The 22,179-nt window shown below is 55.5% G+C and carries 14 protein-coding genes and 1 tRNA gene; 6 read left to right on the top strand and 9 right to left on the bottom strand.

Annotated elements, in window-relative coordinates:
* Positions 1-6: 6 nt before the first annotated feature.
* The 5 genes from K5K89_RS02440 to bcsQ are packed head-to-tail and all read right to left on the bottom strand — an operon-like array spanning position 7 to position 10,523.
* Positions 7-3,834, bottom strand: a complete 3,828-nt coding sequence (locus K5K89_RS02440) for a cellulose biosynthesis protein BcsC (protein WP_222540798.1) — start codon at positions 3,832-3,834, stop codon at positions 7-9.
* The gene (gene bcsZ / locus K5K89_RS02435; RefSeq protein WP_222540797.1) at positions 3,816-5,012 is read right to left on the bottom strand and encodes a cellulose synthase complex periplasmic endoglucanase BcsZ; all 1,197 of its coding nucleotides are present in this window, start codon (positions 5,010-5,012) and stop codon (positions 3,816-3,818) included. The genes K5K89_RS02440 and bcsZ overlap by 19 nt, the downstream gene beginning before the upstream one ends.
* On the bottom strand, positions 5,009-7,276 hold the full coding sequence (gene bcsB / locus K5K89_RS02430; RefSeq protein ID WP_092246230.1) for a cellulose biosynthesis cyclic di-GMP-binding regulatory protein BcsB: 2,268 nt from the start codon (positions 7,274-7,276) through the stop codon (positions 5,009-5,011). The genes bcsZ and bcsB overlap by 4 nt, the downstream gene beginning before the upstream one ends.
* On the bottom strand, positions 7,273-9,492 hold the full coding sequence (gene bcsA / locus K5K89_RS02425; RefSeq protein WP_071492446.1) for a UDP-forming cellulose synthase catalytic subunit: 2,220 nt from the start codon (positions 9,490-9,492) through the stop codon (positions 7,273-7,275). The genes bcsB and bcsA overlap by 4 nt, the downstream gene beginning before the upstream one ends.
* Entirely contained in the window at positions 9,489-10,523 is a 1,035-nt protein-coding gene (bcsQ, locus tag K5K89_RS02420; protein WP_409996300.1) for a cellulose biosynthesis protein BcsQ, read from the bottom strand. The genes bcsA and bcsQ overlap by 4 nt, the downstream gene beginning before the upstream one ends.
* Before the next feature lie 585 nt (positions 10,524-11,108).
* Between bcsQ and K5K89_RS02415 the strand changes: the two genes are divergently transcribed.
* Entirely contained in the window at positions 11,109-11,333 is a 225-nt protein-coding gene (locus K5K89_RS02415; protein ID WP_058426315.1) for a DUF2790 domain-containing protein, read from the top strand.
* A 53-nt stretch (positions 11,334-11,386) separates the two neighbouring features.
* Here K5K89_RS02415 and K5K89_RS02410 read toward each other — a convergent pair whose 3' ends face one another.
* Entirely contained in the window at positions 11,387-11,794 is a 408-nt protein-coding gene (locus K5K89_RS02410; protein ID WP_222540796.1) for a hypothetical protein, read from the bottom strand.
* A gap of 184 nt (positions 11,795-11,978) precedes the next feature.
* Here K5K89_RS02410 and K5K89_RS02405 point away from each other — a divergent pair.
* The 5 genes from K5K89_RS02405 (at position 11,979) to K5K89_RS02385 (ending at position 17,710) form a co-directional block, all read left to right on the top strand.
* Positions 11,979-12,054 (top strand) — tRNA-Thr (locus tag K5K89_RS02405).
* A 172-nt stretch (positions 12,055-12,226) separates the two neighbouring features.
* Positions 12,227-13,549 (top strand): tyrosine-type recombinase/integrase, encoded by a 1,323-nt coding sequence (locus tag K5K89_RS02400; RefSeq protein WP_222540795.1) that lies wholly within the window; start codon positions 12,227-12,229, stop codon positions 13,547-13,549.
* A gap of 909 nt (positions 13,550-14,458) precedes the next feature.
* Positions 14,459-15,436, top strand: a complete 978-nt coding sequence (locus K5K89_RS02395; RefSeq protein WP_222540794.1) for an integrase domain-containing protein — start codon at positions 14,459-14,461, stop codon at positions 15,434-15,436.
* 441 nt (positions 15,437-15,877) lie between these two features.
* Positions 15,878-16,969 carry an ATP-binding protein gene (locus tag K5K89_RS02390; protein WP_222540793.1) on the top strand — a complete coding sequence of 364 codons (1,092 nt, stop codon included), beginning with the start codon at positions 15,878-15,880 and terminating at the stop codon, positions 16,967-16,969.
* Positions 16,970-17,710 carry a hypothetical protein gene (locus K5K89_RS02385; protein WP_222540792.1) on the top strand — a complete coding sequence of 247 codons (741 nt, stop codon included), beginning with the start codon at positions 16,970-16,972 and terminating at the stop codon, positions 17,708-17,710.
* A 92-nt stretch (positions 17,711-17,802) separates the two neighbouring features.
* Here K5K89_RS02385 and K5K89_RS02380 read toward each other — a convergent pair whose 3' ends face one another.
* From K5K89_RS02380 to K5K89_RS02370, 3 genes are read right to left on the bottom strand one after another with little or no spacing between them, the layout of a single operon-like run.
* Complete coding sequence (locus K5K89_RS02380; protein WP_222540791.1) at positions 17,803-19,689, bottom strand: hypothetical protein; 1,887 nt, start codon at positions 19,687-19,689, stop codon at positions 17,803-17,805.
* On the bottom strand, positions 19,673-20,182 hold the full coding sequence (locus K5K89_RS02375; protein ID WP_177009286.1) for an ABC-three component system middle component 2: 510 nt from the start codon (positions 20,180-20,182) through the stop codon (positions 19,673-19,675). The genes K5K89_RS02380 and K5K89_RS02375 overlap by 17 nt, the downstream gene beginning before the upstream one ends.
* Entirely contained in the window at positions 20,170-21,168 is a 999-nt protein-coding gene (locus K5K89_RS02370; RefSeq protein WP_177009287.1) for an ABC-three component system protein, read from the bottom strand. The genes K5K89_RS02375 and K5K89_RS02370 overlap by 13 nt, the downstream gene beginning before the upstream one ends.
* Positions 21,169-22,179: the final 1,011 nt, after the last annotated feature.

Raw genomic sequence — 22,179 nt, 5'->3', positions numbered from 1 at the left:
ATTTAATCAGTTGGAATAAGGGGAACGGTAAGGGCTGACCGGCAAGGGCATCGGCCCGCTCAGGTCTTCGAACAAGTAGCGCAGGTAAGCATTACCGGCGTACTGGCGGTAGTCCTGGGCGTTGTCGACACCGATCTCGCCACCCAGGTAGAAGCGCGAGCTGAGGCGATATTCGGCGGCGGCATTGAAGCTGTAGCCGATACCGGTTTTATCCGAGCTTTTGTACTCCTGGGTACCCAGGTCTTTGCGGCCCGGGAAAAAGTCCGCGCTATCTTGGCCGATATACTGCACACCCACCGAACTTTTTACCTGGTAGCTGAAGCGATCAAAGCTCTGCGCCCACCGGATCGGCACGCCCAGTGAGAAGAAACGCTGCGGGCTGAAGTAGCCGCCGTTGCCATAGGTGTAGAAGTCCTGGTTCTCCTTGAAGCTCAGCGCCGAGGCACTGACACCCAGGGTCAGCGTGTCCTGCGGGTTATTGCGCAGGTACCAGTAGATGCCGCTGCCCAGCTCCATGCGGGTGTTGTCGTCAACGTGGTTACCCATCAGTTGGTGCAGGGAGCCGTAACCGTAGACGCCCAGCTTCTGGTTGTCGTAGCTCAACTCACCCCGCCCGCCGTTGGCGGTCACACCGCCCCATTTATAGCCATCACCGTCTTTGGAACCGGCGAAAGACGTGACGCTGTCGGTGACCGGGCGCCGCGAGATATTCGCGCCATAACGGAAATTCGAATTGGCCTCAAACGGACGCGACACGCTCACCCCACCGACGATGGTGTTGTAGAGGAAGCCCAGTGGGCTGACGCCGACGTCGGCCTTGAGGCCTTCATCCGGGTTCTCGAAAGCCACGGCCAAGCCCACACCGGTCGCGTTCTGGGTGCGGGGTGAGGTGGCTTTGCCGCCGCCAAAGCGTGATGCAGCGTCATCGCTGACACTGCCGGCACTCAAATGCACCGGCGTCACTCGCAGCGCCACAGTGTTATCGCCGACCGGCATGCGCGCTTCAAACGGCGCTTCGATATCGGTGAGTTTGCTCAAGCCTTTTTCGCCGTTGTTGCTGCGCGCGCTCAAGCCTTGCACCACATAACCGGTACGGTCGCGCAGGATGGTGTCCAGCGCACGACGCGCCGGGCTCAGCTCGGGGCTGTCGATGGAGGCGATTTTCGACGGCGGAACAAACGGATCGCTCAGGTCGTTGGACGTTGCACTCGCAAATGCGTTGGAGGTCACGCTGTTGGTCGGCGCATCGATCGGTGGTGGCACCGCACCGGCGATGGTCAGGTCGGTGACCTGGCGACGCTGGCCGGGCAAGCCCACGAACGGGTTCGACGACTTGGCTTCGGTGCCGGCCTGGGCCACCTGGGTCCTGGCCTTCATCGCGTTCTCGATCACCAGGGCCTTGCGCAGCAGTTCAGCGGCTTCGCTGTTTTTGCCCAGGCCTTGGTAGACACCAGCCGCCGAGGTGAGGATCTCCGGGTTACCCGGCTCCAGCGCCAACGCCTTGTCAGTGGCGCGTTGTGCCAGGTCACGGTCGCGACCTTTCAGGGCGATGTTCGCCAGGCCCAGTTGCAGCCGTGCATTGTCGGGGTTCTGCTGGATCAACGGCGCATACAGCTCCATGGCCTTTTTGCCGTTGCCGCTGTCGGCATACATGCGCGCCAGGGCGCCGACACCCAAGGCATCGTTCGGGCGCTGGGCCAGGGCCGGTGACAGCATGTCGTAGGCGGCCACCAGGTCGTTTTTCTCACGCAGGGCGTCGGCCTGCTTGACCCGGTACAGGTAGATCAAATCATCGTAGCGCTGGCGCCCGGTCTCGGTCAGCGGCTGGCCTTGCACTTCGCGCAGGATCTCACCCGCCGCGCTGTATTTGTTGGCCTTGAGCAGCACGTTGGCGTACAGCAGCTTCTGGTCGACCGTCGGGTTGGGATTGTTCTCCACCACCTTCTGCATCATGTCCAGGCCGTACTGCGCAGCGCCCACTTCCACATAGGCGGCGGCCAGCACGGCCACGCGCTCGGGTTTCTTGCGGGTCAGCGGTTCGGAACGCCCCAGCAACGCCAGGGCTTCCGGGCGCTGGCCACGGCGGGCGGTCTCGATGGCGATGTCGGTCTGCTGGTGCAGCGCGATATCGGTCGCCAGTTCGTTCATGTCGGCGGTGCGCTGCGCCGTGGGGATGCGTCCCAAGGTCGCTTCGGCCTGCTTCCATTCGCTCAATTCCGCCGACAGCAGGGTGCTGGTGTACAGCGCGTCCGGCTGGTTGGGTTGGGTCTTGAGCAAACCGTCAATCAAGGCACGGGCGGCGCGGATCTGGCCGTCACGCAGGTACATGCGTGCCAGGGCAAAGCGCGTCCAGGGGTTTTCCGGGTCAGCGTCGAGCGCCTGGCGGTAAGCGGCTTGCGCACCTTTCAAATCGCCACGTTGCTCGGCCAGCTTGCCGACCTGAGTCGCCCGCAGCGCATTGATTTTCACGCTCGGCGCGAACTTGGCGCGCTGGGCCGGCGACACCGAGTCGATCAGCTTCAAGGCCTCATCCGGCTGGCCCGACTGGGACAACACGTTGATCAATCCGCTCAAGGCATCCGGGTCGCCAGGGTGACGGGCCAGCACCTTGCGGTAGCCGGCTTCGGCTTCCTCGAACTGATTGTCCTGGGCCTGGAAGCCCGCCAATGCGACAGCCGCGCCGGGCTGGCCCGGGTTCAGGCGCTCGGCCTGAGCCACCAGGTCGCGGGCCTGGGCGCTGCGACCGGCGCGCTGAGCGTCACGGCTCTGGCTGATCAGGTTCCAGTAGCGCACATCGTTCAAGGCCGACTGCCAGGCCGCACCACCGGGCAAGCGCGTGGCTTGAACCAGGTAGTTTTCCGCTTCGCCGTAGCGTTCCTGCTGCTGACGCAACACGCCCATGCCGCCGAGGGCATCGACGTCGTTGGATTTTTGCGCAAGGCGCGCTGCCAGCAGGGGCTCGGCGGTTTTCAGGTCGCCATCGTCCAGGGCCTTGAAGGCCTTGGTCATCTGCGGATCACGCTGCCAGGCACCACCGCCTTTGCCTTGGGCGATGCCTTTTTCCATGATGGCGCGGATCTCGGTGTCATCCGGGTGCGCGGTCAGGAATTGCTGGAACAACGCCACCTGGTCCGGCTTCGGCGGGCCGAGCCAAATCAGCGCAAAGCGCCAGGTTTCATCGGCGTTGCCGCCCACGTCGTTGTTCGGTGCCAGCTTGGCCAGCGCCCGGATGCCGTCCGGCCGCGTGGCGGGGTTACGCGCCAGGTGCTTGGCCAGGAACAGCGCAACGATCGGGTCGTTCGGCCGCTCACGGGACAAACGCTGCAAGCCGGCGATGGCTTCGTTGGTGCCCTTGGCGGTGAAACCCAGGGTGTTGTAGTACTCACGGGCGATCAGGCCTTGGGGCTGGCGACCCTGGAAAATCTGGCGGTACAGGGCCACGGCCTTTTCGCGCTCGTCCTCGGGTTCACCCAACTCGCGGGCCTGCTCCAGCAACCTGGCGTTGTCCGGCACCGCCACGGTGATGTCCTGCTCCAGTTGCAACGCCTGGCGCGGCACCGGGCTCAGCGCCTGCAAGCGGGCCAGGTACTTCCGGGCTTCGGCCGGGCGGTTCTGCTGCACCTGGATCAAACCGATGCCGTACAACGCGTCCGGTTGCTCCGGGGCCAGGTTCAAGAGTTTCTGCCAGGTTTCCAGGGCGCGCTCGGGGTTCTTTTTCGACTGCCAGTAGTAGCCCTGCTCGATCAGCAAGGACTGTGGGTCGCTGGTTTCAGCGAGGCTGGCAGTGGAAGCCAGGGCAGCGAGAATCGCAATGGCTAGCGTGTGACGGCGCATGCTGCCTCCCAGGAAAGTTTGACCGTACCGTCTTGTTCAAACCGGTACTTCTGATCGGCGAAGCCCTGGCCGAACAGGCTGAGCATGTAGTCGTAGTAGATCGGCTGCGCACTGTCGGGTGCCGAGGGCGCCAGGGCTTTATTGAGCGCGTCGTCGACCTTGGCTTTTTGCAATTGCGCCAGGGCGGTTTCGCCGCGGGCCTGGAAGAAGGCCAAGGTAGCGGCCGAGAAGCCCATCGGCGTATAGCCGTTGTTTTTCTCGGCTTCGCCGGTCAGTACGTGGATTTTTTCCGGCGGGAAGCCGGTGACCGACGCCGCCGTCGCACGGGAAATACCCCCCAGCGACTTGAGCATCGCCGCTGCCAAAGGATCGCCCTTGGCGGTCATGCCGGCCCACATATACGTGCGGATTGCATCGTAGCTGCCCAGGTCATCGGAGAACGGATCGACCACGAACACCCCGGTGTTGGCGCTGGTGGCGCGGTACCCGACCCAGTTGGCCGCAAGGCCATGGGGGTTGCTGGCGCTGTCGGCAAGCATCCGCGCATTGCTTTCGGCGACTTCGTTCCAGCCGCCGTTCGGCCGTTCTTTCTGGAAGCGACGCAGTTGCGCAAGCACCTGGTAGCTCGGGTTGAAACGCCACAAGCCACCCGGATGCACATAGCCGACAGGCCCCGGCAACAGCATCTTGCCCAGGCCCGGCACACGCACGATCAGGTTGCGTTCGACGTTGGCCAACAACAGCTGTGCGTCGGCGCGGTACTGCGGTGCATTCCACACGCGGGCCGCTTCGAGCAAGGCGTAGGCCATCCACAAGTCCGCGTCGCTGGCGGAGTTCTGGTCGATCACGCCCCAGGTGTTATCGGCTTTTTTACCCCACAACCAACCCGGCAGATTCTGGCCGATGTCGGAGCCCGACATGTTGGCCTTGGTCCAGGTCCACAGCTTGTCGAAGCTCGCACGATCGTTGCCGACCAGGGCGAAGAACATCGCATAGGACTGCCCTTCCGAACTGCTCTCGGTGGGCTTCATGGACGAGTTCAGCACCCGGCCGTCGTCCTGCACGAAGCGCTTGGCGTAGTTCTGCCACAGCGGCCAGTCACAGGTCTGCGCCTGGGCGCCGCCGGCGAACATCATCGCGCCCAGTGTCGCCAGGGCCATACACTTGAGCAGGCTCATGCCAACCGCCGTTTTGCACGTGCGCGCAGCGACAGGTAGACCAGGCTGGTCACCACGGCCAGGCCGAGGAAGGTGATCAACAGCATCCAGCCCAGGTTCTGTGACAGTTGCCACTGCATGAGTTTGAAGTAGTTGAGCTTGCCGACGTAGTACTGCTCGTCACCGACCAGCGAGCTGATGGTTGTGCCCTGCACCACGGCCAGGCTGCCCTGGATCGAGTCTTTGTAGTCGTCACCGCCGATCAGCGCCGAGGTGGCTTCCAGCAGGCCCTGCGGCTGGTTGCTGGCGATCAGCACCACGCTGCGGCCCGATTTGAGCGGCGATTGGAAACCGGCCAGCCAGGTGCTGTTGCTCAGGCCCTTGAACGTAATGCCGGTGTTGGCCGGATGCTGGTTGGCCGCCGGGTCGGGGCTGATCCAGCTGCGCACATAACGCGGCAGGTCGGACAGCAGGAAGTGGTGCTGCTCGCCATCACTGGTCGCCGGCAGGTATTGCTGCCACTGCTTGAGCAACGGCTGGTTGGCGGCGGTGGCAAGTACCAGCAGGTCTTTGTCGGCAACACTCTGCACGTCCTTGGCCTGCACCACTTTGACGGCGGTGGCCGGGTAGCCGGTGGCTTCGCCGAAGCGACCGAGCACGGTCAGGTAGGCGGTCAACTCGTCGGTGCCGTAGTTGTCGGGCATGACCACGGCGGATTCCGACAGGTCGGCCAAACGGGTGAACGGGAAGCCAGAGTCGTTGAACACGCCCAGGTTAGGCATGGCAATGTAGTGCTGGTAGCCGGTGACGTCGAGGGTCGAATCCGGGTCGATGGAACCGCGCATGTTGTCGACGATGATGTCGCGGCATTCGCCTTCCTTGATGTAGTCGTACATGAAGCGCAGCTGCAGCTTGGATTTGGGCGATGCCGAGCTGATCGGCAACAGCGTGGTCACTTCACGCGGCAGGCTTTCGTCTTTCTTCAACTGGTCGAGCAGGGTCTGGCCGCCGCCCAGGTTGGCCACCGACGGCAACGCCACGGACTTCATGAACTGGTCATTCAGGCCGATCAACAGGGAGGAGTTGGTTGACACTTGCTGCGGCGTGTAGCGGTATTTGACCTTGAGCGGCACGCCCTCTTCACGCCAGTTGAACAGGTCCGGCGGCAGGCGCATGTCGACGCTGATGGCGCCCGGGTTGTAGCCCGACACGCTGAGTTTCTGCTGTTCGATCAGCTCGCCCAGGCGTACCGGGCGGTTGCTTGGCAGCCAGTTCGGCGCATCGTACGGGCGGCGCGGTGCCAGGGTGTCGAGCTTGGTGATGACCACGCTGTTACCGGCCAGCACCGGGTTGCCCAGCACCACCGCGTTGGCGGCGCGCTTGAGCTCTTCGCCGTCACGCCCGGTGACGATCAGCAGCTTGCCGTTGGCGTCGTTGGGGTTGGCGATGAGGGTCAGGGTCGGGCCGGTCGGCTTGGCGATGGCCACACCGTGCACGTCCATCGCGTCGGCGGTTTGCACCAGCACGATGGCGTTGCCTTTGGCCGGCAGCTCGCCGAGGGTGGTCGGGAAGGTCGCGCCCCGGTAGCTGGCGAGGCCGCCGATCCACGACGACAAGGCGCCAGCGGCTTCCAGTGCGGCGCTGTCCGGCGCGGTGGCAAACACGAACGGCAGGCTCACCTGGCGAGCGTCGCGCTTATCGAAGAACGGCAGCGGCAGCACCGCCAGGTCGTCTTTGAGCACGATCGGCTCGACCTGCACTTTCAGCTCGCTGCTGTTGCTGATCTTGGCCCACAGGCTGCTGTGCAACGGGTCTTCGCAGGACATGGTGTAGTGGCCGATGAACTGCAGGCTCAGGCGGTTGAACTCGGTGATCAACTTCGGCGGGATCTGCACCAGTTGCTCTTGCGGGGTGCCCGCGCCTTCTTTGGGCAGCGCCAGGCTGGCGGCGACTTCGCCGTTGACCAGCACGTTGATCTGCGACAGGTCCGCCAGCAGCGCCGGCGAGTAGCTGTACTTGAGCAGCAGTTGCGCGCCCTTCACCACTTCATCGGCACGGATATCGAAGTTGACGCTGTCGGACGACTCCACGCCTTGCAGGTTCATGGTGTCGCGACGGCCCAACTGCTTGAGCGTCAGGCTGTAGCCGTTATCGGTGCTTTGTACCGGCACGGTGGCAGCCGCTTGCTCGGCAGCTTGCGCCAGGGTGTTGAGGCCCATCAGCGAGGCGATCATCAGCGCGAGTGCACGGCGCGGATGAGGGCGAGCGAATATCTTCGAGGTCATGGCTTGTCCATCAGCGTATCTAACGGTTTTGTGGGGGTGCGGCTCAAGGCCAGACGCAGTTCGTGCAGGGTGGCGCGGCCGAGGGTGAACAGGCCGCCGATGCCGATGGCGCCGACTTCGCGCAGGGCCGCCAACGGTGTGTCCGGCTGGCCGGCCCCCCAACTCGCGGCCCAGGTATCGGCACGGGAGAAGGTCAGGCGTACCAGTTCGCTTTGCTGGCGCAGGCTGAGGGGTTCGAACTGGGCGCCGATCTGCGCGCCCTTGCTGAACACCACGCGCGCATCGAACAGGCTGTCCTGGCCGTTGCGCGACAGCACCAGTTGCACGCGTTCGCCCCGGGTGATCGAGTGCCCATCGCTGAGCATCAGGCCGAAGCCGTTTTGCGAGAAGTCCTGGGTAGTGCCGTCCAGCACACGGCCGTCGGCACAAATGATGCTCACCGGCAGCTTGGCGCTGACCCGTGGCTCGGAACGTACCTGACGCGCTTCCGAGGCCACGGCCACGGCGGCACTGGTGATGATCAGGTTGTAGAGGGTCCAGGTCAGGTTGATCGCCACCGTCACGGCTGTGGACGCATCGCCCCAGACCAACTGGTGGATACCGAAGCCCAGGCCGACCAGGTTCACCGCCAACAACACCAGGTACGGGCGGGCAAGTTTCCAGTCGAAAAACTGCTTGTCGATGATGCCGCCCTTGTCGGTGACGTTGAAGCCACCCGCCTTGGGGTTGACCAGCGCGACCAGCACCGGCGGCAGGATGTACCAGGCCAGTACGGTCTCGTACACCTCGTTCCAGAACGAGTGACGGAAACGCCCCTGGATCCGTGAGTTGGTCAGGCTGGAGTGCACCAGGTGCGGCAGCACGTAGGCGACGATCATCAGCGCCGAGGCGTGGAAAATCTCGGCGCCGAAAATCAGGTAGGCCAGTGGCGCGGTGAGGAACACCAGGCGCGGCAACCCATAAAAGAAGTGCAGCATGGCGTTGGCGTAGCAGATGCGCTGGCCCCACTTCAGGCCTTTGCCCAGCAGTGGGTTGTCGGTGCGGAAAATCTGCGCCATGCCCCGCGCCCAGCGAATCCGCTGGTTGATGTGGCGCGACAGGCTTTCGGTAGCCAGGCCCGCGGCCTGCGGGATAGCCAGGTAAGCGGTGTTGTAGCCCAGGCGGTTGAGCTTGAGCGCGGTGTGGGCGTCTTCGGTCACCGTCTCGATGGCCACGCCGCCGATTTCCAGCAGCGGCTCACGGCGGATGACGGCGCAGGAGCCGCAGAAGAACGTGGCGTTCCACAAGTCGTTGCCGTCCTGCACCAGGCCGTAGAACAGCTCACCCTCGTTGGGCACGGCGCGAAAGGTATCGAGGTTCTTTTCGAACGGGTCCGGCGAAAAGAAGAAGTGCGGCGTTTGCAGCATCGCCAGCTTCGGGTCCTTGAGGAACCAGCCCAGGCTCACTTGCAGGAAGGAACGCGTCGGCACGTGGTCGGCGTCGAACAGCGCGATGTATTCGCCGTCGGTGACTTTCAACGCTTCGTTGAGGTTACCGGCCTTGGCGTGGAAGTTGTTGTCGCGGCGGATGTAGTTCACCCCGACCTTGCGGCAGAAGTCGCGGAAGTCGTCGCGGCGGCCGTCATCGAGCACGTGGACGCGCAGCTTGTCCTTGGGCCAGTCCATCGCCTGGGCGGCGAAGATGGTCAGTTTTACGATGCTCAGCGCTTCGTTATAGGTGGGGATGAACACGTCGACCGTCGGCCACTCCTCCGGCTCGGTCTTGAGCCATACCGGCGTGCGGCGCAGCGGCCAGGCGGTTTGCACGTAGCCGAAGATCAGTACGACCAGGGCGTAGAACTCGGCCGCGACCAGGCCGTAGCCGAAGAACATGTCGAGCCAGGTTTCAAAGCCGAGGGTGGAGGTGAGGCGCCAGAACATGTAGCGCAACGACGCCACCAGCGACAGCACCACCAGCGCGAGGATCGCCAGGCGCCCCGGGATCTTGCGCAGCACCAGCACCGCGAGGAAGCACACGCCGGCGAACAGGCATTGGCTGTAGAGATCGAGCGGCGCGCTGATAATGCCCAGCAACAGCAGCGCGCCGAGCACGCAACTGGCGACAACCAGCACCGTACGCAGCGCCGCAGGCCACCGATTGAAGCGCGCGATGGCGTCATTGAGGCGCTGTTCGGCGCGCCCTTCGACGAAGGGCGTGGAGGACGTAGTGTCGGTCATGGAAGGTCCGAGTCGATGTGTTCGAGCAAGGTGCGGCACAGGGCGTGGACGTCCTGGCTGCCGATACTGTTGACGGTTGGGTCGAGGGGGTCACGCCCGTAGGCCTGGGCTTCGCTGAACGCGGGGTCACGGTGGACAGTCCCCAACAACGCAGCGCCCAGACGGGTCTTGAACACCTCGGCCATGTCCAGGCTGAAGCGGTGGGCACCGTCCAGCTGGTTGATCACGTAGAAGCGTTGTGGCGGTTTGGCGCGCTTGAGGTGCGGCGCCAGCAGGCTGTCCATCTGGTCGAGTGTGCTGAACGAGGCCACGTCTGGCTGTACCACCACCAGCACAGCGTCGGCGACCGACAGGGCCTGGCTGAGGTAGACGCTGTTGCCGGCGGGGACGTCGATGATCACGGTGTCCTGGCCGCTCAACCTGAGGCCGGACAATCGCTTGCTGAGCCACTCGCTGTCCTGGCCCAGCCAGCGATTGAGGCTGTGCTGTTGCTCGTGGTCAGTGGCACCGAATGCCACCAGCCGGCAACCGGCAAAACCGCGCTCGGGCAGGGCGGCCCAGCTTTCGTTGAGCAGGCTGGTGGCGCCGACGCCGGGCATGTCCAGGCCCAGGCACAGGTGGTGGCGCAGGGCGTTTTGCGGGTCCAGGTCCAGGGCCAGCGCCGGGCGGCCCTGGCGCTGCAGACCGCTGGCAATCGCGGCGGCCAGGGTACTGCGGCCAACGCCACCCTTGACCGAGACCAACACCACGACTTTAGGGCTGGATTGCTCGGAGTACACCTGGCCGTCCCGCCCTTCCACCACTTCGGGCGGCTGCAGGTGGTCGGCTTCACCTTGGCTCAGTTCCTCCAGCAGGCGCAGCAGCGGCGCGGAGGGTGCTTCGATCACAGGTGGAGCGTGAGTGACTGCGGGGGCTTCCAGGACCTCTATTTCGTCCTCGATGAACTCATGGACAAAGTCGATCTCGCGATAGCCGCTCGGGTTGGCACCCAGCTTGTTGAATAGCTTTGAAATATCATCTGCCCGACTCACTCACTGCCCCCCCACCTGATTTGCGCTTTAAAAGGCGATAAAAAGGCCAGCAATGAGCTGACCTCGTATTTTTCTAGTTATGTGGTGTCGGGCGCATTCTGTGATATCACATTGATGGTGTCAGTATTTTGATGATTTTAGTTCAAATTTATCCGACGAACGGCTTAACGCCATTTTTATGACTATTTTGTGCAGAAAAAGCCATTCGTTGTAAGAACATGAACTTGCATCATTATTTCGCAAAAAAAGTTGGCCGAGTGGACAGAAACGGCACAAAACTGACATACGCTTCAACAGATTTTCAATTGCCCTACATTGTCTCGGAAATTTGCCTACAAGGAACCGCGATAAAACTGACGGTTTATATCGCGGCACAGAATACGGAAACCTCACCTGTATTCAAGGGAAAACCGGCTGAGCGGTCGATCCAAATGGTCCATAAAGCCACCGCCCGTGTATCGCTGTGTATGCAGTCACGGCCTCGCTACACAACGAAGCAAAACCCGCGCCGCATGACACAGTGCAGATACCTCCAGGGCGCTCAATAAGCCCACACCCACTTGTTGAACCCGGAGGATACCTACCATGAACTGGAACACCTTGATCGCCGTCAGCCTGCTGGCTTTTGCCGTCAACGCCCACGCCGACGTACAGCCCAAGCTGGATATCCAGCGCGTGCTGACCACTGTCGAAGACACAAACGGAGCGTGTGGGATCGTGAATGCGCACATGACCTACCTGGATTCCCACGGGCAGCAACAGGTATTGGACTACAAGAAGTTCGCAGATAACTGCGCAGAAGGCAGTTGAGGCTTGCGCGAACCGGGCACCTGAGTGCCCGGTTTCGGAGCGTTTCTGAAGGCTTAGCGCACACGACGCTCGGTGAACGCGTAGTCATCCTGGCAATCGCTGGTCGGATCCGACGCCACACTCACGTAATGCACCGTGTCTGCGTCCAGCAGCTTATAGGTGTACACATCCGGCGAACGCACGCCGTCGGTACGCAACTCATTCCTGCCATTGGCCGCCGACCACGAACCCTGCTCGGTCTGGATCACCTTGGTCTGCTGCGCATCGCGGTAGAAGGTAATCACAAAACGACCGTCGGGCTTGAGGGTATTGGTCCACGACAGGAACTGACATTTACCGGCCTCGGTGCGCAGACCTTTCCAGGTGCCCACCAGCGCCGGGTCGTTGGCGGGTTTGTTGGACGAACACGCAGCGAGCGCGGCAGTGAGGAGGATGAGGGACAGCGAGAGAGTCCGTTTCACGTGGGGCTTACTTGGGTTTGGAGAAGATTTTTGCCGGGGTAGACCCAACGGTGGCAAGGGAGAAATCCTACACTCGCCAGCTGGAAAAAGGGGCGAGCGTGGAAAAAGCATGGGTTCTGCAAAAATAGTCAGAATTCAGGGGTTTACAGAACCTTGCCAATCGCTATAATCGTCGCCCTAACACGCCGGTATAGCTCAGTTGGTAGAGCAACTGACTTGTAATCAGTAGGTCCCGGGTTCGACTCCTGGTGCCGGCACCATACAAGGTTCCAGAGAAGGCTTTCAAAATCTCTGGAACCCCCGAAAAACCCGCCTTCTGGCGGGTTTTTTCGTTTTGGCGTTCCATCGGTTTCCGTCAGAAACTGGTGGATTCCAACCGTTTTAAGGGTAGAGTTTGGGATACAGGTCACTTCGATAAAAGGGAGTACCCTTATGTCGCGCACCACAGCTCCGCTCTCCGACGCAGCTTGCCGCTTGGCAAAACCTACAGACCGCGCCTACAAGCTTTTCGACGGCGATGGCCTCTATCTCCTAGTCCAACCCAATGGCCGCAAAGGCTGGCGGCTCCGTTACGTCAAACCTGACGGACGCGAAGGACTGACCTCGTTCGGCAACTACCCCGTCATTGGCCTCGCCGATGCGCGCCGCAAGCGCTTGGAAGTTAAGCGAATGCTGGCGGATGGCATTGACCCCATAGAGACCAAGCACCAAGCCAAGGCGGAAGCCGTGATCAAAGGCAGAACCTTTGAAAGCGTTGCGCTGGACTGGCACACGGAAATGTCGGCCAAGTGGGCACCAGGCCACTCCAAGACTGTAATGAGTCGCCTCAAAACCCACGTGTTCCCGCTGATCGGCGCCCGCGCCATTGTCGACCTCGACACCCATGACCTCATGCAGCCCTTGGAAGCGATCAAGAAGCGCGGAACGATCGACGTTGCTTTAAGGGTACAAAACTACCTGCAGAGCATCATGCGCGAGGCAAAGCGCCTCCGGCTTATCACCATAAACCCTGCTTACGATCTCGAAGGCTCGATCAAAGCCCCACGGGTGGTACATCGCCCCGCTCTACCTTTATCGCGACTGCCGGAACTGCAGGAGCGGATCGACACCTATAAAGGCCGGGCACTTACCCGCCTGACAGTGATGCTGTCGCTGCATGTGTTTGTACGCTCCAGCGAGCTGCGTTTCGCACGCTGGAGCGAGTTCGACCTCAAGCGCGGCACCTGGGAAATCCCAGACACTCGGCCAGCGCTGGAGGGAGTACCCTTTTCCACAAGGGGTACGAAGATGGCCGGGGATATCCATTTAGTACCCTTATCGCCGCAAGCAGTGGCGCTACTCGAAAAAATCCATGCACTCACAGGCAAATTCGCATTGGTCTTCGCAGGGGATGCCAAACCCTGGAAGCCCATGTCCGAAAATACCGTGAACAACGCGCTTCGGACGATGGGATACGACACCAAAACCGATATCTGCGGGCATGGATTTCGTTCGATGGCCTGCAGCGCACTGATCGAGTCAGGATTGTGGTCGGAGACAGCCATTGAACGGCAGATGAGCCACAAGGAGCGCAACAACGTCCGCGCCGCTTACATCCACAAGGCCGAGTTCATCGAGGAGCGCAGGCTGATCATGAACTGGTGGAGCCGGTACCTGGAGACCAACCGGCAGGAGCATGTCACTCCACACGAATTCGCGAACCAGACAGGAGCGAACGTCACTCGCCTAAAAGCAAAACGTGGCGCAACCGAGTAAGCGCTCGGTCCTCATATCTCAGTGATCCGCTTGTCCACGCGGGTCCATCCAAACAGGGCTGCAAAGCCGCCCTGTTTGGATGGACCTCACTTAAAAAATCTAAAGCCCACGCAACTGTCTGTGGAAAACCACAGATTTCCACCGGTGGATAATTTCATCCACAGCCGCAGAACTCCCAAAAATTCGAGCCTTGACCCGAATTATCCACAGGCGTAGAAAGATCGGGCAAAGCGCTGTCGTTGACAGCAACCCCAGGTAGCCAGAACCTTTAAGGCTACGCCACACCGTGGTGGTTCTCCCAAAGTGCGATTAGCGTCCGGCGGCTCGCACGGTCACTCACCGAGTGATGGATGCCTACTTCAGATCATTGCCATTGCGGCAAATACATCCCCTACCAGCTGCCCTGCAGCAACCTATCCGTGTGGCCATTTCCTTGCGCCAACCTGCGCCCGTCTCTTTCTCCCGGAAAGAGACGGGCGCTCCTATCGCTGCTGCAGCCCAACTCGTACAAGGCTTTGCGGCATTCCCCCTCGTGACAATCGGCGTGACAAACACCGAAGTCACCAGCAACAGCGATGCAGATGATGGTGCCGCAGCCCAGGGAATGGACTGCACCTGACTGACAGTCAGGCATGCCCCGGTCATAGCATCACTGCCTTCACCCGACTCAGGTTCTCGCGGCATTGGTCTCGTCAGCCAGTGCAGCCCCCACCCGCCCACTTCCTCGGAAGTGTTCAGGAGGCCAGATCATGAGATGCCCAAGCTCCCGGTCGTAAAGAGCCGCCAGTCCCGCGTCAGTGGACAACCCTCACAGGCCGCAGGGGCCTTGATCCCTGATAACACTCAACATTCTTGGCGGGATGACGTGGGGAAGGTTTCAAAGATTTTGGCTTCGAGAGGAGTTTGATCATGGCATTGGTAGGCAGACGGGATGGGCGAAATTTTGGATATGGCCGGCAGTTGAGCTATGCCGGGACACAAGCATTGCTTGATCTTTTTGGCGGCGGCCATTACGGCACGGTCAAAGCGCACAGTGATCGCTGGCAGGCGTTTGTACGCTGGTGTCGCTCGGAGGATGGTCCTGGGTTTAACGATGCGCGAAAAATTGATCGGCAGACCTTGCTGAACTACGCGATACATCTGCGTCACCGAGTTGAACAAGGCGAGCTCGCCATCGCCACCGCGCAAAACCGACTGTCCAGCGTGAACCGAACGATGGCGGCACTTCGCGGTGATCGGTATGTGAAAGTGCCGAGCCCGAGCAAGGCACTGGGAATGCAGCGCACTACGGTCCGTACAACAGCCCCGCAAGGCCAAGAACGCGAACAAGTAATGCGGATCTTCAACGCGCTTTGCGAGCAGCATCCACGCGCCGCAGCGATTGTGCACCTGGCACGAGCCACTGGGATGCGCTTGCGCGAGGCCATTTTGGCCGACCTTCCGCGCTTAAAACGTGAAGCCGAACAATACGGCAAGATCAACATCCAGGACGGCACCAAAGGTGGCCGCTGCGGTGCAACAGCACCTCGCTGGATCATGGTGGACGAGCATATCCGAGATGCGATCAGGTTCGCAGACTTGGTTTCACCCAATGATAGCCGCAACCTGCTTGCGCCAACCGAAAGCTATCTCGACTTCCAACAGCAAGTCGTCCGCCCCGCAAGAGACATCCTCCATCAGCAATGCCTCAAAGGCTTCCACGAGTTACGGGCAGCGTATGCGTGCGATCGCTATAAACAAATCACACATCACCGGGCACCGATCTCCGGAGGCAGGTGCTACCAGTTCAACCGACAGGTCGATCAAGAGGCTCGAGCACAAATCAGCTACGAACTTGGACACGGACGCATCGACGTGGTATCGGCTTACATCGGTGGCCAAGTATGAGCAAATCATTCAACATCGAAATTTTCCTAACCGGGGTGCTTACCGGATCGAATGCGACTCGCCAGCGCCATGTACGTCAGGCAAAGCTTATCCATGAAGCAATCTCGAAGCGCTGGCATCTTGACAACCCATGGAACTGGAAGCGAAAACATTTGTTGTGGTTTATTGAGCACCACAAAAAAAACAAAGCGGAGGTAACACGATATCGGTATAAGTTAACAATAAACCTGATAGCGAAACGACTTGGAAAAAACTGGTGCTTTTTAACAGAACTATCTCCACCTACGGTCAATGCAGAGCTCCACATTAGAAATATTCAACACGTGAATCGTTAGCACAAACCAAACAACGAGAACCAATTAGAGATAAGCAGAGCGGACTCCAGACACAACCAGTACTCACCTACAAAACTATCGCAAACCTCGAAAAAGGAAGAGCTTGGTGAACCCAATAAAATTCACAAAAATCAGAATCGATAACATTGAGATATTATTTAAAGAAGGTGCGAACTACATAATAGGAAATAGCGACACAGGAAAAACCACGATATTCAACTGCATGAGATATGTCCTTGGCTTAACCAAAGAGCTGAAACACAAAAACATCAATCAAGTTGAGATCTCAATAAGCGTCAAAAATCAAGCCATGACCTTCTCCCGGGAGAATGATAGCCCGGCATTAACCATCTCAACTAATGATAAAGTTGAACGATACAGGGCACTTTCCCCAGAGCTAAATAATTTTTTCAATGCGATCTTAGAGCCAAACTTTCTATACGAAAGCGCCTTAGAGTCATCGTTAAAAATATTAGACTTTTGCTTCCTGCCCGAGGCTTTCCAGATTAACAGAAAAGCCAACTGGGATGCCGTCCGCTTAATTTGTGGATTTAATATTTCAATGCTCGCAAGTGTAGAAAAAGACATCACCACACTTGGCAGTGAAGTTCTAAAAAACAGACAGATAGAAAATGCAGTAAATGCATTTACAAAGAAACTAATTGAAGATAGCAAAAACCAAAACACAAGCGACCTTGAATTAATAATTGGAAATACAAAACAAAACTTCTTCGAAGAGCACAGAAGCAAAGAAGACCTCTTATTCAACGTCACCATGAAACTCGAAGAATTTAAAACAAAATCAAACAGCCAACTAACTAAAAAACTTTCTGAGTTTGAGCACTCCTACTTAAATCTTATGAGTTTGGCGGATATCAACGATCAAGATTTCTCAACAATAGAACAATTAATCATAGAAAGAAAAAGTTCGCATGGAATGGAACGCATATCAAAACTAATACTCAGCCTAGCCATTGCACACGTATCAGGCGACAACCAGAAAACCTATAACCATCCGATGTTTCTAATTAATGACCACACCAGTTCGGGGATTTTTCCAAGCCTTAACCATACAATACGACCTACGATTGCCGAGGCAATATCACGAACTCCAGAACTACAATATATAGAATTCACAAACAATGAAAATATCTCCCTGTCAGACGTAGTTATTGATCTAAACAAGGAGGGCTTTTAAATGCCTTCAATCACATCCAGGATGTCACCAGGAGAAAAGTTCACGTTAGTTATCTCGGTACTAAGTTTCATCGTCGGTTTTTTTGGACTTGCTTTAAGCGAAAGCGTATCAAATCTTTATAGTGATGCTAAAATTTTCGCAACCAAAGATTCCAGCAACTTAAACTCACTAACCGGTCAAGAAGGCTACATAGGAGTCATCACCATTTCCAACCGCGGCATTAGCGCCTCGGAAAAAATGAAACTGGTAATTTCATTTGACTCTACCCCTCCTAAATATGAGGTCACGAGCGATGAAGAAATCAGTAAGTCAGAAACGAACGGAAACGATATAAAAATCTTCTTAGATAGGCTATCGAAGGACGCAAAAATAAAATTTACGATGTACTCCAAACTTCCTATCTCTTACAGAATCCAGTATATCGATAACAAAGGGAAGGGCCCCATCGAACTGGAAGATCACCCCAAACAAGACAATATAAAAGAAATAATACTTCTTCTAGTAACAATAATTTCGATATTGGTCATATTTTACATATTTAGACGACACGCAGAAACTTTAGTAACCGAAAAAATAAATTCGCACTACATCGAATTACAAAGCAAAATTAGTGAGTTGCGCGATGAAATTGGAAATATCGAAATATTGATTAGCGAACCTTCAAATAGTAGCGCACCAATTACTGAAGAGACATCAAAGGGCTTTACTCAACGACTGGCTGATTTTATGTTAAAAACCTAACACCAAAACACATTATAAAAATACTCGGCTGGCAACTAATTTTACCAGTAGTCAGCCGAGATCATTACGATAAAAAATAAGAACTGTACAACTTATGTCTGAGGCAGCATAGGAAATAGCCCATAACGACCGCCACCTGAACTACCATAGAAAACTTCTACTTTAGCAATATCCTCTATACCATATGGAGGATCAATATTTTCCAAAATTATAAATTGGCCCAAATCGCTTATTCTAGAAAGATGCTCGAAGAAATTTGCCTTTACAGATGTCTTAGCCAGTTTAATCTCGTCATCACTTAACTCTCCACGACTTGGGTTCTTCAGAGGATCCCGATAGGTTAACAACGGCGAATCCAGAATCACAAATCCTGGGTGTGGAAGATTATGCTCCCTGCAATACAGTAAAAGCGCAACCTTGAAAGCGGCATGCGTGATTGCACGAACCCCCTTTCCGTTATCCACTCGCAATTTGCCATCAATTATTATTTCGTATTTATCTTTATCGAAGCTAACCAAGTGCTCGCCAGGAAAACCCCACTCTTTCAACACTAGGGAGATAACCTTACAAAACTCATGAACGACATCACCAGGAACCGAAAGATTGGGACGATCCGCTTTAGTAGGCGCTTTAAGTGCTTCAAACTCCTTTATTTTTAGAAGGTAACTACTCTTCTGATCTAACAATGAAACCCCTCTCATAACTTGGTCTTTTTTAGTGAGGATTTCATTAAGTGACAATTGATGCTCGCCCATCTCAGGTAATTGGACGGCTAGAATTCTCTCTATTTCTATAATTCGTTCTTCAACTGTAGGGATACCTTCTTCTATCCTATACAACTCAACACGAAGAGCCCCGATAGTCGACTCGAGTTCAGATTGCAATGTTTTTATTTTCTGAATTTCTATCAATGCCGATTGCTGTTCATTTTTCACTTGCTGCAATTGGGTCTTCATACTTTGCGCTTCGGGAGGAGCACCACAAACAGAACACTCTACTTCCTCTAGCGTCAACAGAAAACTGGCTTCTTCAATAGAAGTCAGCCTAGCTATATCTGAATCATAAATACTGTTCAGCTGATAAAATCTCTGCAGGTGCAGGCGGATATCCTCTGCCCGCTCTGAAGACTGAGATAATGTTTGCGACAGAGTTCTTTTTTCTGAAAGCAACTCTGTTGATAGTGACCTATACGATTGCATCTGAAGCTTGATTTTGTCTAAACTAGCATCAAGCCTGTCTTTCTGAGCATATAAGTCAGAAACATCTGGATAATCAGCATCTAGCCGCGACTCAATATCTTTCAGCAGACTTTGTATTACTTCAATTTTCGTCGACCTCGACGCATTGAATCGTGTCGAATCAAGGACAGGGATAATTGATTTATCATCAGCACCGGTTAATAATGCTCTAAAGACGCTACGCTCCTTCGGCCTTGTTACCGGTCCAAGATCAGTCTCCACAGGTGATCGCTCAGCTTGAATGCTCGTTTCGTCCACTAGGACATATGGCATAAGCTCTCGAAAACTCAAGTTCTCCTTTTCTCCAGATTGGTTTTTTGCCAGCTGTTTACCGGAAAGCTCCAGATACTCCAAAAGAAAACCAGGAAGGCTCTCCTTATTTCTACTTCTCTGAGTAGGTTGGAGAACTTTACAGGTTTCCGGAAGCTGCGAAAAATCATGCAGTCCGTCGAAAAACTTATAAGCACCACCTGATAACGAACGTAGTATTGTGTACTTTCCTACACCACGTAACTCTATTCCCATCAAGATTGTATCGTAATCACTTCTCTCCGGAAGATCAGGTAAGCTATCCCCTCCTCCAAGCATGAAATCTATTGCTTTTAACGCAAACGACTTTCCTGTGTTGGAAGCTCCGTAAACGAGATTCAGGCCTGCTCCAAAACTAAGCCTCACTGGCACAACTTGAACACCGACAAATTCCAGACTTTTGATTATTATTCCTTTATAGTCCATTGTCATCTAACTCCATGAAAAGGTCGCTCTGAAACTCAACTGCCCAATTACCTATCTTTGAATTTATTATATCTCTTAAGTCAACCTTAGATAAGTTCGCCACCGTATCAGCAAGCCATTGCGCCCTATCTTTAAGATTTTTTGAATATTCCGAGGACAGTAACTGCACCAGCGGATAAGCACTCTCTGTAGCTTGGTAACATATCCCGCTAGTCGATGGAACGACTGCGATCAGTCCAAACTTCTGCATTAAATTCAAACCATTTTGAACGAGTTCCCGACGCACTAGGATTTCCCCGCTCCGTTGCGGAAGTTTAGGATGGATACTCGGAGGGCCGCCTACATCAGCACTATGGACAACCAAGTGATCAAACCAAACCAACTCATTTATATCATGAGCAGATGGGTAGGTTGCATTCAAAATAACTAATGATCTAACCCCTGTTTCAATCGGGCTATTAAATAGAGAACGTGCGCCGGAGTCATTCAACTTATCCATTTGAATTTCCCATCATTTACGAAGTGGTGGCAAATACCTTGCTTCACTGGCACTCTCGCGTATTTTGCAGTGGCCCCTGAAGTTTGGGTCGCAGCCGCCTGAGTCATCACAGATTGGATTTTTTCCATTCCACTCTTATGTGGTGACTCAAAAACATCTACGACACCGTGAAAAACGTCCTCTTCAAAACTATCAATAACAGTGGGGTCGGTATTATCTCGATAGTAACGCTTAAATGCGTCCGCATCGAAAAACCGTTCTCGCTGTAGCGTTAGGTTTTTTTGATACTGAGGATAAAGCTCTAAATCTTCATGATTATTGAAAACCACACATTCCTTTTCAGCGTATGCGCCGACAAGCTGCTTTATATACTCAGATTCAGACTCTAAAATAGCTATTGGCACAATTCCTTTAGGTGAACTCCCAGGATCAGCGCCAAAATATTTATAAAGAACTTTTTTTGCTGCCGGATCTGAAAGCATATCCTCTAGTGCTATACGCGTAACATTCGAGTAATTGAACCTCTCCAAAACATCCAGCAAATCATCCGTCAGCGGAATATCTCCATTCTCAATTATCTTATACCGACAGAATTTATCCCATTCATCAATCAGCTTGGACTTCAATTTGCTAGGATTAAATATCAATGTTTCTAAGTTTCTGTTCAAGCCTTTGGGGGCCACGAAGAAATACTTCGTTGGCGGGGTGAAGTCTCCCTGCCATGAGTAATATAAAATTTTTCCAAGTTCGCAAATTGCAGTATCCGTTGGAAGGCGCTTCCCATACTGCTTGCATTGATAGTTTTCCCAGGCTCCTTCATGCTTCTCAGGTGTCAAAAACCCTACAACATCCCTGCCAAGGTCCTTTGCTCCTGAAAACCGACATACTTCCACATAAGTTTCCAACTTATTTGAAACCCAGTCTCTTACAAAGAGCTCTAACTCTGTATCATCCAATGTGAGTACAGCACGAGTATAATTCTCCATTTCTCACACCCAACTTCCAGACTGTCGAATCTATATATACCCCCTCAACATTTCACCAGTCGAGGCCATGTATACAGCGCATTGTTCAAATTTTAGCCAACAAAGGCAAAATGATACTACGGCCGAAGTATTTGTTCCAACGCTCCTTACTCATTGGGAGGGTGAAAGAAATTTCTGACACTCGTAATTTTCGCCCCCACTCAGCGTCTGCCAGACTCTAATCAACCTTAAGGGTAGAATTAGGGATAATGTGTTATGCAAAATTTTTTATCTGTTTGATTTAATTAGACAAAATAAACAGTTCGACTCCTGGTGCCGCACCATATCTCGAAGCCCCACAACGCAGGGCTTTGTGGTTTCTGGGGCCTGGAAAACACTGAAAATCTACACTGCGGTTTTCGGGAAAACGTCCACAAAACGCCCAAACTCAAAAAAACACAGCCCGCATTACCCCCAAACCTCCCTTCTTTTTGTTTGCCCCGTCAGTTAGCTAACGGCCGGCCTTCATCGCAACCTCCAACAAATCCCCTGCCTCACAAAAACCATCTGAACCTATAGTCCCTTCGAAAAGCGATCCTACGGTGGTGACATCCAATCTCCCGCTGTCAGCCAACTGATGGAAACGGACAACCTGTTTAGCTTCATTCGGCGCCCCCCCCACCAACACCACACGGACCCTCTCCCCCCACAGGTCCCCATGCTCAGTAGAAAAAAACAGACCTCCCCTGAGCGCTGAACGCCTTCCTCTGTACCCCCCCCCGATCTCTACGTTTATTCCAAATTATGAACTGGCAATAATTATGACCCAGCCATAAAAACAATAATTTCAGTAGCAACCTACACACCCTAATGAAGGCCTGAAAATCATCCCATCAATATTCCTGATTGCTCCCCACGTCCCACCACGCTACCCTCCGTTCCATCGCTGCCAATTCAGCGATCGGGCCTGAGAACCCCGCAAGATGCAGGCGCACCAAGCGCCCCCAAAACCCGATTTGCAGGCGTTTTTTT

This window comes from Pseudomonas sp. DR208, from assembly GCF_019823005.1.
Lineage (GTDB): Bacteria > Pseudomonadota > Gammaproteobacteria > Pseudomonadales > Pseudomonadaceae > Aquipseudomonas > Aquipseudomonas extremorientalis.
This window is presented reverse-complemented; position numbering and strand designations above follow the sequence as displayed.